At 37.3% G+C, this 12309-nt stretch carries 14 protein-coding genes; 10 read left to right on the top strand and 4 right to left on the bottom strand.

The window, feature by feature from the left end; translation table 11 throughout:
- Positions 1 to 34 precede the first annotated feature (34 nt).
- The 4 genes from HU137_RS01745 to HU137_RS01730 form a co-directional block, all read right to left on the bottom strand.
- Positions 35 to 1066: a hemin-degrading factor gene (locus HU137_RS01745; protein WP_182042085.1), complete on the bottom strand. Its 1032-nt coding sequence runs from the start codon at positions 1064 to 1066 to the stop codon at positions 35 to 37.
- Between the two features lie 35 nt (positions 1067 to 1101).
- Complete coding sequence (locus tag HU137_RS01740) at positions 1102 to 1878, bottom strand: heme ABC transporter ATP-binding protein (protein WP_182042084.1); 777 nt, start codon at positions 1876 to 1878, stop codon at positions 1102 to 1104.
- On the bottom strand, positions 1878 to 2912 hold the full coding sequence (locus tag HU137_RS01735; RefSeq protein ID WP_182042083.1) for a FecCD family ABC transporter permease: 1035 nt from the start codon (positions 2910 to 2912) through the stop codon (positions 1878 to 1880). Before HU137_RS01735 ends, HU137_RS01740 begins: the two co-directional genes overlap by 1 nt.
- A 78-nt stretch (positions 2913 to 2990) precedes the next feature.
- Positions 2991 to 3866, bottom strand: a complete 876-nt coding sequence (locus HU137_RS01730) for a heme/hemin ABC transporter substrate-binding protein (RefSeq protein ID WP_182042082.1) — start codon at positions 3864 to 3866, stop codon at positions 2991 to 2993.
- Between the two features lie 171 nt (positions 3867 to 4037).
- Here HU137_RS01730 and HU137_RS01725 point away from each other — a divergent pair, with 171 nt between their 5' ends.
- The 10 genes from HU137_RS01725 (at position 4038) to HU137_RS01680 (ending at position 12307) form a co-directional block, all read left to right on the top strand.
- Entirely contained in the window at positions 4038 to 4694 is a 657-nt protein-coding gene (locus HU137_RS01725; protein WP_317169882.1) for an SCO family protein, read from the top strand.
- 32 nt (positions 4695 to 4726) lie between these two features.
- Positions 4727 to 5023 (top strand): YHS domain-containing protein, encoded by a 297-nt coding sequence (locus HU137_RS01720; protein WP_182042081.1) that lies wholly within the window; start codon positions 4727 to 4729, stop codon positions 5021 to 5023.
- Positions 5024 to 5130: 107 nt separating this feature from the next.
- Positions 5131 to 6027: an ABC transporter ATP-binding protein gene (locus HU137_RS01715; protein ID WP_182043289.1), complete on the top strand. Its 897-nt coding sequence runs from the start codon at positions 5131 to 5133 to the stop codon at positions 6025 to 6027.
- A gap of 1 nt (position 6028) precedes the next feature.
- Entirely contained in the window at positions 6029 to 6868 is an 840-nt protein-coding gene (locus HU137_RS01710; protein WP_182042080.1) for an ABC transporter permease, read from the top strand.
- Between the two features lie 91 nt (positions 6869 to 6959).
- On the top strand, positions 6960 to 7976 hold the full coding sequence (locus tag HU137_RS01705) for a DHH family phosphoesterase (protein WP_317169881.1): 1017 nt from the start codon (positions 6960 to 6962) through the stop codon (positions 7974 to 7976).
- Entirely contained in the window at positions 7973 to 8509 is a 537-nt protein-coding gene (locus HU137_RS01700; protein ID WP_182042078.1) for an FKBP-type peptidyl-prolyl cis-trans isomerase, read from the top strand. Before HU137_RS01705 ends, HU137_RS01700 begins: the two co-directional genes overlap by 4 nt.
- A 109-nt stretch (positions 8510 to 8618) precedes the next feature.
- The gene (locus tag HU137_RS01695) at positions 8619 to 9698 is read left to right on the top strand and encodes a peptidylprolyl isomerase (RefSeq protein WP_182042077.1); all 1080 of its coding nucleotides are present in this window, start codon (positions 8619 to 8621) and stop codon (positions 9696 to 9698) included.
- Between the two features lie 104 nt (positions 9699 to 9802).
- On the top strand, positions 9803 to 10351 hold the full coding sequence (locus HU137_RS01690; RefSeq protein ID WP_182042076.1) for a hypothetical protein: 549 nt from the start codon (positions 9803 to 9805) through the stop codon (positions 10349 to 10351).
- Between the two features lie 72 nt (positions 10352 to 10423).
- Positions 10424 to 11518 carry a Nif3-like dinuclear metal center hexameric protein gene (locus HU137_RS01685; protein ID WP_182042075.1) on the top strand — a complete coding sequence of 365 codons (1095 nt, stop codon included), beginning with the start codon at positions 10424 to 10426 and terminating at the stop codon, positions 11516 to 11518.
- Between the two features lie 3 nt (positions 11519 to 11521).
- Positions 11522 to 12307, top strand: a complete 786-nt coding sequence (locus tag HU137_RS01680; RefSeq protein ID WP_182042074.1) for a zinc ribbon domain-containing protein — start codon at positions 11522 to 11524, stop codon at positions 12305 to 12307.
- Positions 12308 to 12309: the final 2 nt, after the last annotated feature.

The raw sequence follows: 12309 nt of genomic DNA, 5'->3' as shown, positions 1-12309 counted from the left end.
AAGACCTCAATAGAGGTCTCATTTTCGTTTTGTTTTAAGCTTCCAATTCAGCTACTAAATCTCTCCAAGTTTCCAATTCAGGAATGCCCGGTTTTCTTTTTCCGAAAAATTGGACGATGATTTCGCCGTTTTTATCAAAAACTTCTACCGCAGTGACCATTCCGTCGTCGGTGGGTTTACGTACCACCCAGGTATCAGCAATTCTTGAAGTATCGAGATGCAAATTGAAATTAGGATCCAACACATTGAACCATGGACCATGCCACATTACTTTTTTTACGTTTCCGGTGTGGATTTGGATGTTTCCTCTGTTTCCAACAAAAACCATGATCGGTAAATCTCTTGCAGAAGCTTGTTCTAGAAGGCTTACCACTTTTTCATTGTCTATTTTTTTAGCAAAAGTAGCATCTGGAGCCAAACGCAATGCTTGCACACGGCTTACCCCAAATTTGCGCAACATCATGAAAAAATCATGGGTGTCTTTTAGTTCTTTCCAAGCCGTTTGAAAACCTGCAACGTCGATTTCACTGTCCGGTTTTTCTGGTGCTTTTGGCGCAATGGCTTCGGTTTGGATTCCTGTAGGTTGTTCTTCAGCTGTGAATTTTTCTACCAAAGCATCAAAAGCTTCCGGATTACTGTCTTTGGTCAAATAAATTTTATGAATCGCCAATCCGTCTTTGCCGAAAAATTGCAATGATTTTTTATCACCTTCTACTACAGCAAAAGCAAATTTCCATTGGCTTAAAAAGATACGCAAATCGATGTCTTCTCCTACAAAAAGTTGGGCATGAGGGCTACTGAAATCTCCGTTCAAATAAACACCTTTTCTTTCATGAACGCATTGGTCATTTCGCGTTAAAGCCATTACTTTTCCTAGAGATTCTATCTCTGAAAGAATCGCCGGAAAATCAGGTTTTAATACGGTAACTTCTTCTCCAACTTGAGTGGACAATAATTCTCCTTCACTTACACCAAGTGCGTCAGCAGCATTTCTGATGCGCAATTGCGGTTGTTCTGCTTTTAAAGCATTCCATTTTTCTTTTAAAGTATTGGCTTCGATATTCATATTTTTTGTTTCGTTTAATTCAAATTAAATTAAGATTACCCAAACACGATCATGGGTTTTTGGGTAACCGGATTGTTAAAAATAACACAAGGGAAATTATAAGCTTCTTGGATGATTTCTTTTACAAAAACATCTTGGGGTTTTCCGTCTGCTGTAATTTTCCCGTTTTTCATCAATATTATTTTATCTGCAAATTGCGCCGCCAGATTTAAATCGTGTAAAACCACGATGGCCGAATTGGACTTTAGCGTAAAATCTTTGATGGTTTGTAAAACTTTGTATTGGTGCTTTACATCCAAATTGTTCAATGGTTCATCCAAAAATAAAAGCTTTTCTGCCACTTCATTTTTAAGTTGTGTCAAGACTCTTGCCAAATGCACCCTTTGTTTTTCACCTCCTGAAAGATGGTTATATTCCCGCTCTTTTAAATGAAAAACATCTGTTTCTTTCATCGCATCTTCAGTTGCTTGAAAATCCTCGTGATTAGGTGTCGTATAGAAATAAGGATAGCGACCCATCATCACGACATCTTTTACGTTTAAGGTGATGTCATTTGGGTTATGCTGGGAAAATTTGGCTTTGTTTTTAGCCAAATCTTTTAAATTCCAGTGTTTGAATTCTTTTTCTTTAAACCAAATTTTATTTTTGTTTTTGGCTGTTAATTCATTGGCCAAAATACTTAACAAAGTCGATTTACCGGCGCCGTTTGGTCCTACGATAGCGAGAAATTCTCCCTTTAGCATTTCCACATTGACCTCTTTTAAAATGTCAAATTCTTTGTGCGAATAGTTGATGTTTTTCCCTTTGATCATCACATGGAATTTTTAAAACGAATCAAAATTGCGATAAATACCGGAGCACCTAAAAACGCTGTGATAACGCCAATTGGGATTTCGGATGGCGCAACGATTGTACGGCTAAAGGTATCGGCAACCAACAACAAAATACTTCCCATCACGGCAGAAAGTGGAAGGACGAGTTGATAATTGGATTTAAATATCAAACGCAAAATATAGGGAACAATCAAACCGACAAATCCAATGGTTCCGGAAAATGCCACACATGCTCCGACCATCAAAGCTGTTAAAACGACGATTTGTTTTTTGATTCTCTCAACCGGAATACCCAAATGTTCGGCATCTTTTTCGCCTAACATCATGGCGTTTAGCGCTTTTCCTTTATTGATCAAAACAATATAAGAAAGAACCAAAACTGCTAACAGGATGCCATTTTTGGTCCAAGTAGCTCCTCCTAAACTTCCTAAATTCCAAAAGGTCAAATCTCTTAACTGTTCATCTTTCGATAAATAAATCAAAAATCCTACGATCGCAAAACCCAATGCCGAAATCGCAACACCTGAAAGCAACATGATCACCACATTGGTTTTTCCTTGGGTTGTGGAAATTCGATAAACCGCAAAAGTCGTCACCAAAGCGCCGATAAATGCGGCAATACTCAAAAGTGATAATTGCAAAAATTCAGGTAAATATTCTCTAAAATAAGAACCCAAAACGATGGTAATCGCAGCCATTAAAGTAGCACCGGCTGTGATTCCAATTAAATCAGGAGTTGCCAATGGATTTTTAAACATCCCTTGCATCACTGTTCCAGAAACGGCTAGAATACTTCCGATCAAAATCGCCATGATGATTCTGGCCATCCGTACATCCCATAGTACATATTTTTCACTGGGTGAAATGTTAGGATCATTTGATAGGATTCCTTGCAAAACATTTAAGGGTGATTTCCCACCAAAATCATAAACACCCATGTACAAAGATCCAATCGCCAAAAGAATGAGCAAAAGGATACCAGAACTGAGATATAGGAATAATTTGTTTTGCATTTTATAAAAAAAAGACTTACAAAATTACCTTGACTTTTGTAAAATCTGAAGGAGTAGTTTGGAGATCTGAAATGATTATTATTTAGTAGCTTCAGCTAATTTTTGATTCAACTCCAAAGCAGCTTCACCCACTCTAGGTCCGAAGTTGGACATCAAACCACCGTCCATGGTTACGATTTTTTTGTTTTTACCTGCATTGGTTTGTACTACACCTGGAACTTTTAAAAGTCCATCGACTCCGCCCATGCTCTGAACGCCTGAATCAAACATCAAAATCACATCTGGATTTCCCTGAACCAAAGATTCTGGTGTCAAAGGTTTGAAATCTGCAAATTCAGTAACGGCAGGTTCAGCTCCGGCGATTTTGATCAAAGCCTCCATCGGCGTTCCAGTTCCGGCTACCATTAAGTTCCCGGCGCCACGTGCATAAATGAAAAGTACTTTTGGTTTTTTCTCAAAAGGTTTGATTTGCGCAATGTCTGCATCGATCTTATCATTTAAATTTTGAAATTCAGTTACGCCAACGATTCCAGCAACGTCTTTGATCAATTTTTTTGCGCCTTCAACCGAATATTCTTGGTTGATCAATTCCAATTGGATTCCTGATTCTTTGATTTTTCCCATCAAATCAGGATTTTCTTCTTTTGAAGTCCCGATGATCAAAGTTGGATTAACAGACATCAATCCTTCTATCGTCATTCCTCTCCCTACATGTCCCAAATCTTTTGCAGTTAAATCTGCCGGAAAAGTGCTGGTCACGTCTTTTCCTACGATTTCACTACCTTTTCCAAGCGCCGCAACCGTTTCTGTGATCGCACCATTTAAGGTGACGATTTTGTTTTCAGAAACCGGTTGTTCGGTTGCGTCTTTATCCTTAACTTCTTTATTATCAGTTTTACATGAAATGGCCGATAACGAAACAGCTACCGCTAACATTAAAGTTATTTTTTTCATTCGTGAGGTTTTTTAATTTTTATTAAATCTAAATAAGCGCAAAACTATTGAATTAATTTTACATAAGTTAAGCGCCTCGATCAGAAATCCCCGATTTTATACTTTTTTTAACCATGATTCTAATCAGGTTAAGTTCGTTTGTTCAAATCATTTAAACCTTAAATTTGTAAAGTGAAGAAAAAATTAGGTTTAATACTGGCTCTCGTAACCATAGTCCCTTTGCTGGTTTATATTTGGCGAAATCAAACAAATGAGGAATTGTTTCAGGTCATGGATGTCCCGAAATTTGAATTGACCAACCAAAATAATCAAACGATTTCCGATCAAGATATGCTCGGGAAAGTTTATGTCGTCGAATTTTTTTTTACCAATTGTCCTACGATTTGTCCGATCATGAATCAAAATCTCAAAGAAGTGGAAAAGGCTATTTCCGATTCCAATTTTGGGGTGATTTCCATCACGATTGATCCAAAAAGAGATACGCCTGAAAATCTGAAAATCCATGCAGACCGTTTGGGGATTCAAAATCCGAATTGGCATTTCCTTACCGGTGATCGTGATTATATCTACAAGCTGAGTACTGAATTTAATATTTATGTAGGCGAAGACGAGTCGACAGCCGAAGGATTGAATCACAGTGGTAAATTGGCTCTTATCGATAAAAACGGGAAAATTCGATCTCGATATGACGAACGGGGCTTTCCGATTTTATATTATTCGGGGCTTAATTATACAGATCCGGAAGGGAAAAACGGAAGTCTTGCCGGGCAATATCATCCGCAGATCGAATGGCTGAAAGAAGACATCAAAAAACTATTAGAAGAATAATTTAAATTTAAAATTCAAAAAACATTTCAAATATGAAAACCATCCAAATTTTATCGGTTAGTATTTTATCCATTATGGCAATTTCTTGTAATCAAAAGGAGGAACAAACTGAAATTGAGGTTCACAAGGCAGATGAGCAGATGATGCATGCTGCACATAAATTAGATGTGGAGGTTGAAAATGATTTGGATCCGGTTTGTGGGATGAAAACGGCCGAACATTTGTCCGACACGATTCAGTATCAAGGTAAGGTTTATGGATTTTGCAGCGCAGGTTGCAAAGAAACCTTTGCTGAAAACCCGGAAAACTTTCTTTCAAAGATGAATTGATCCTAAAAAAGAAGGATTTAGGAAAAATTCCCATTCAACTGTTACATTTTTATCAAAACGACTACTAAATAACAAACGAAATTTAAACTTCGAATTGAACTATGGCTATGGAAAAAGTATTGGAAATCAACCATCTCACCAAAAAATTTGGACGTATGACCGCTGTGGACAACCTCAGTTTTTCGGTCGAGAAGGGAAATGTTTATGGATTGCTCGGTCCAAATGGAAGTGGGAAATCCACTACACTTGGGATGATTTTGAACGTGGTAAATCCTACGGACGGTCACTGGCGGTGGTTTGAAAAAGAACATTCCATTGATTCGCTTAAAAAAGTTGGCGCCATCATCGAGCGACCTAATTTTTATCCTTATTTGTCGGCTGAGAAAAATCTGGAAAATGTAGCTTTGATAAAAGGTGCTTCCAAATCTAAGATCGATGAGAAGTTATCAATCGTAGGATTGTTAGACCGTAAAAAAGACAAATTTTCCACTTTTTCACTTGGGATGAAACAGCGTTTGGCGATTGCTGCTGCGATGTTAAATGATCCCGATGTCTTGATTTTGGATGAGCCGACCAACGGTCTCGATCCGCAAGGTATCATCAAAATCCGTGAAATCATACTCGATATTGCAGCAAAAGGAACGACGATCATTCTGGCAAGTCACTTGTTGGATGAAGTGGAGAAAGTTTGTTCGCATGTGGTAATTTTAGAAAAAGGAAAAACGCTTTACAGTGGTCGTGTAGACGAAATGACGGCGAGTTTTGGGTATTTTGAACTTTCTTCTGCGGATAATTCCGTTTTATTTCAAGCCTTGAATTCCATAACCGCTTTTGATAAAATTGCGGAAAATGGCAGCCAGATCAAAGCCATTTTAAAAGAAGATTTAAGCGCAGAAAGTTTGAACCGGATATTGTTTGAAAAAGGAATCGTTTTGACCCATTTGGTGAAACGAAAAGAAAGCCTGGAAAACCAATTTTTACAAATCACCCAAAACCAAAATTAAGATGCTCAGATTACTCAAAATAGAATGGAATAAGATTTTTTATTACAAAGCCACCCGAATTTTCACCATCATTTATTTCCTCATGCTGCTTGCGATCGGCGGGATTTTATCGCTGATCAAGCCTGAAATAGGTGGGATGAAATTGGATATAGCGAAACTCGGAACTTTTGATTTTCCTTTTGTTTGGCAAAACATTACATTTTTGGTGGCAATTGCTAAAATCTTCATTGCGGTTATCATTATTACCAACGTGACCAATGAGTTCTCCAACGGGACTTTGAAACAAAATTTGATCGATGGTTTGAGCAAAAAAGAATTTTTGACTTCAAAAATTTTAACCAATTTGATATTTGCTTCCCTTTCCACGGTTTTTGTATTGGGCATTTGTTTGTTTCTGGGGTTGACTTTTTCGCAATCTGAAGAAGGGATTTTTAAAGGAATGGAGTTCGTAGGAGCCTATTTTTTAAAGTTGAATTTGTTTTTTGCTATTGCTTTGTTCTTAGCAATTTTACTGCGTAAAGCGGCTTTTGCTTTTTTGGGATTGATCGTGCTTTGGATGGGAGAAGGAACAATTTCGGCTGTTGAATTTTTATTTAAAGCTTGGATGGAAAAAGGACTCGAAAAAGTAGATCCATATGGTGTTTTTATTTCCAACTATCTTCCATTAAACACTTCTTCCAAATTGATTGACCTCCCAAAAATGAGCATGGAAGGATTTGTGTTTGGAGGTTCTGTTTTTAAATATTCAACAGTAGATTGGACATTTGTAGTAGCTTCCATTATTTATACCTTCATATTTTTATTTCTTTCTTATAGGTTATTGAAAAAGAGAGATTTGTGATATTTATTAAGTAGTTAAGGTTCTCAATACCAGATTTCGAATTATACTTTGTTCAATTCTACACAATAGTTTATCTTCGCAAACTATGCAAATGGAGAATTTTGATCAGCTGAAAAACTTGCTCAGCCAGCCCAAACGAATTGTATTGATTCCACACCGAAATCCGGATGGTGATGCAATTGGGTCGACTTTAGCGATGTTACATTATCTATCCAAACTGGGTCATGAATGTGAAATCGTTGCGCCCAATGACTTCCCCAAATTCCTGAAATGGATGGACGGTGCAAAGAAAATCAACATCGGCGAATACAATCCTGCGAAATCCAGAATTTTGATTGAAAAAGCCGAATTGATCTTCATTCTCGATTTCAATTCGATTGCCAGGATTGATGAAGTGGGAGATTGGTTGCAACGTTCTTCGGCACCAAAAGTCATGATCGACCATCATCAAGAACCGGAAGAATTTGATTTTATGTATTCGGACGTCACTATTCCTGCCACATGTCAGATGATTTATAATTTCATCGAGAAAATGGGCGATTTGGATTTGATCGATAAAACCATTGCCGAATGCATTTACACCGGCATCATGACCGATACCGGGAATTTCCGTTTCCGAAATACTTCATCTGCCACGCATAGAGTGGTTGCAGAATTGCTCGATCGCGGGATCGAAATCGATAAAATTAACAACAACGTTTTTGATACGCAATCCCCCAATCGTTTAAAGCTTTTGGGGCTCGCGCTGGATTCTATGGAAACCTTTCCGGAACATCGGGCTTCTTGTATGTTTTTGTCGCGTGAGCAACAACTGGAATTCAGTTCACAAAAAGGTGATACAGAAGGTTTTGTCAATTATGGTTTGGGGATCAATGATTTTGTGTTTTCCGTTATTTTTATTGAAGATCAACAACATGATTACATCAAAATTTCATTTCGATCCAAAGGAAATTTTGACGTCAATACATTTGCTCGTAAACATTTTAACGGCGGCGGACACATCAATGCAGCCGGAGGTCGCTCAGAATTGAGCAAAGAAGAAACTTTGGCGAAATTCCGAGCATTATTGAATGATTATCAAGAAGAACTAAAAGCCGTAGAAATTTGAAAAAAATCGCTTTAATATGCGCAATATTAAGTCTTGCAGCTTGTAAAAATAAAGTGGTGCAATATCCGGTGAGTTATGATGACGACCGTGCGAAATTCATGGAATTTTCGCATGACCGAAACAAACAAATTCTGGATGAAGACAATGCGTTGATTCAAAATTACATCGATCGTTCAGATTTGAAATTTCAAAGAACTTCATATGGATTTTGGATTTCCAATTCGGGTGAAACCACCCAAACCATGGCCAAATCAGGTGATGTGGTGAAATATGCTTATTCGGTTTCCAATTTTGATGACGAAATAATTTATTCAGAAGCCGAAACCGGAACCCAAACCATCATGATGGGAAGGTCCGATTTGCCTAGAGGCATTCAATTTGCATTGCAGATGATCGAAAAAGGAGATGCGGCAACGGTTTTATTGCCTTCTTTTTTGGCTTATGGCGGATATGGCGACCGTAATAAAATACTGGGAAATGAACCTTTGATATTTAAAATCAAAATACAGGAAATTCAAAAGAAATCGAATTAAATTTGACCGAAATAATTGACATAAAATGAAATTGGCTTTTAGAATCGAAAAACAATTCAAAATTAAAAGCAAATTCCATCTGACCTTTAAAAACAATAATGAGTAAGAGATGAAAAAATTAATAACAATCCTGACCGTAGCAGCGCTTGTAACGAGTTGTTCTACAGTCAAAATACCAGAATCAATGAGTAAAGAAGAATACAGCAGTTTAAAGGATGGTTTGTATGCCCAAATGGAAACAAACAAAGGAAACATGACCATCGAACTATTTGAGCAAGAAGCGCCACTTACGGTAGCCAATTTCGTCGGTCTGGCCGAGGGAACCAAAGAAAATAAAGCCAAACCACTTGGAACGCCTTATTACGACGGAATCGTATTTCACCGTGTGATCAAAGATTTCATGATCCAAGGTGGAGATCCCGACGGAAAAGGAACTGGCGGTCCCGGATATGATTTTGCAGATGAATTTTTCTCTGATAGAAAGCATGACAAAAAAGGAATTCTTTCCATGGCAAACGCAGGTCCAGGAACCAACGGAAGCCAGTTTTTTATCACAGAAGTTCCGACACCTTGGTTGGATGGAAAACACACGATTTTCGGTCAAGTGGTCGACGGACTGGATGTGATCGATACGATTGCCAATGTGAAAAAAGGTGCGCAAGATCGTCCGGTTGAAGATGTCGTGATCAACCATGTTCACATCATCAAAAAAGGTGACCAATATAAAAAATACGATGGAGGAGAAGCTTTTGCCAAAGCGGAAGCGGCTCATGAAGCGAAATTGGCAGAAATTAATGCCAAAGCACAAGCCGAAAAAGACAAAGAAATCCAACGCCAGAAAGATTTGACTGCCAATGCACAGAAAACAGAATCCGGATTGATGTATGTAATTGAGCAGGAGGGAAATGGAGCTGTTCCGAAAAATGGTGAAAAAGTTAAAGTACATTATACGTTGCGTCTGAAGGACGGTGAGAAATTGGATTCTTCGCATGACAGAAACCAGCCATTGGATGCGATCGTAGGGCAAACCCAATTGATCAAAGGTTGGATGGAAGCTTTGACTTTGTTTAGAAAAGGATCAAAAGTTTTCTTGATCATTCCGGCTGATTTGGGTTATGGACCACAAGGCGCAGGCGGTGTGATTCCACCAAATGCAACGCTTTATTTCGATATGGAGATTTTGGAGTAAAACTATTTTAGATACCAATATTTCGTAGAGACGCAATGCATTGCGTCTCTACTTTTTTATATTTGAGATTTGTTTTATATAAATCTCAAAAACATTTTTTATAAATGATTTATCCTGAAAAACTAAAACCTAATTCAGTCGAAATTTTTGAATTAAATAATCAAATAATTTCAATTCCAAAAGTCAAAATTGAATTTGAAAAATGGAACGGAACTCCAATTAAAAATACTTTTGGAGGCAAACCTTGTATCGATTTTAATAATGTTGGAATATTTGCTGAACTGGCAATTATGAATTTATTTTTGCAGGACAATTGGAATGCAAGGTGGATTGAAACGTATGGAAAACCAAAATTAAAACCAATTCATTTGACGGAATGGAATGAAGAAGGGTTTAAACATCAAACTCATAATGCAATTGACGATGATAAAATTCAAAATTTATTGAATGAAATTGCAAAGATTAATGCACACAATTTTGGTGGAATCTGGGATGTAGTTGCTTGGAAAAATGATCAAATAATTTTTGCTGAAAGTAAAAGATCGAAAAAAGATTACATTCAATCAACTCAAAATAAATGGCTAAAGTCGTCACTTGAGTTTGGGTTGACTGAAGAAAATTTTTTAATGGTTGAATGGAATTTTAGAAATTAATAAATACGTTGTAAAGATGCATTGCAATGCGGCTCTACTTTTTTATAAAATGAATTGATATATTTGTTCCTTATGAAACTTTCCCAAATAACTTCCGAACTCGAAAAATTAGCACCTTTGACCTATGCTGAAGACTTTGACAACGTCGGACTTCTGGTCGGTGACCCAAATGCGGAAATTTTAAAGGTTTTGGTAACGCTGGATACGACGGAAGAAGTCGTAAAAGAAGCAATCGAAAAAGGTGCAAATTTGATTGTAAGTTTTCATCCGATTATTTTCTCCGGAATGAAAAAAATCACCGGGAGAAATTATGTAGAACGTGTGGTGCAATTGGCGATCAAAAACGACATCAACATTTATGCGACGCATACGGCTTTGGACAATTCGCAGTTTGGGGTGAATCATCAAATCGCTCAACAATTGGATTTAAAAAACACCGAAATCCTGATTCCACAAAACGATACATTGCGTCATCTTGTGACCTATGTTCCAACTGCTGATGCGGCAAATTTGCGAAAAGCATTATCAGAAGCCGGTGCAGGAAGCATCGGTAAATATGATTATTGCAGTTTTAATCTGGAGGGAACGGGAACTTTCCGACCAAAAGAAGGCGCCAATCCGCATATAGGCGAAATCGGGAAAATCCAATATGAACCGGAAACGAGAATTTCGGTCATTTTTAACAAAGATTTGGAAGGAAAGATTTTATCGGCTTTGAAAAAAAATCATCCTTATGAAGAGGTGGCTTATGAAATTTTTAAATTGGAAAATAAAAACCAAACGATCGGAATTGGGATGGTAGGCGAATTGGAAAATGAATTAGAAGAAAAAGAATTTTTAAAATTTGTAAAAGAAAAAATGCAGACGGAAATGATCCGTCATTCTAAATTTTTGAACAAAAAAATCAAAAAAGTAGCGGTTCTAGGCGGTTCTGGAAGTTTTGCGATCGCAAATGCAAAAAGGACAGGAGCGGATGTTTACTTGACGGCCGATTTAAAATACCATTACTTTTTTCAAGCAGAAAACGAAATTTTATTGGCAGATATCGGTCATTATGAGTCGGAACAATTCACTAAAAATTTATTAACTGCTTATCTATCAGAAAAATTTCCTAATTTTGCAGTCCAAAAATCAGAGATTAATACGAATCCTGTTCATTACACATAAGATATGGCAAAGAAAGATCAGCAAAAAGAAATGAGCGTAGAAGAAAAATTGCGCGCCTTGTATGATTTACAATTAATTGATTCCCGTTTGGATGAAATCCGTAATACACGTGGAGAATTACCGCTGGAGGTGGAAGATTTGAGTGATGATGTTGCTCAGATGGAAACCCGAATTCATAAAATTGATGATGAAATCAAAGAATTGGATGGTGAAATCAAGCTAAAAAAAGAAGCCATCAAAAATTCTGAAGCTTTGATGAAAAAATACACCAAGCAACAGGATAACGTAAGAAACAACCGTGAGTTTGATTCTTTGGCAAAAGAAGTGGAGTACCAAGAATTGGAAATCCAATTGTCTGAAAAAAGAATCAAAGAATTCAACGCAAAGATTGACCATAAAAAACAAATCCAAGAGGAGATCAACACCAAATTGGATTCGATGAAATCGCATTTGGACCATAAAAAATCTGAGTTGGATGCGATCATCAAAGAAACAGAGAAGGAAGAAGCATTTTTGATCAAAAAATCAGAAGAGTTTTCTGGTATTTTGGACGAAAGATTGTTCAAAGCCTATACGAGAATTCGCAGCAATATGAAAAATGGTTTGGCCGTAGTTCCGGTTCATAGAGATGCTTCTGTAGGTTCTTTCTTTACGATTCCGCCTCAAAGACAGATGGACATCGCACAGCGCAAGAAAATCATTTCTGATGAGCACAGCGGACGAATTTTAGTTGATGGAGAATTGGCACAAGAAGAAAAAGAGAAAATCGAAGCTTTGCTTAAAGGTTAAAA

The organism is Moheibacter lacus (assembly GCF_014042165.1).
Lineage (GTDB): Bacteria > Bacteroidota > Bacteroidia > Flavobacteriales > Weeksellaceae > Moheibacter > Moheibacter lacus.
Note: the sequence above shows the minus strand (reverse complement) of the source record. Positions and strands in the feature narration are given on the sequence as shown.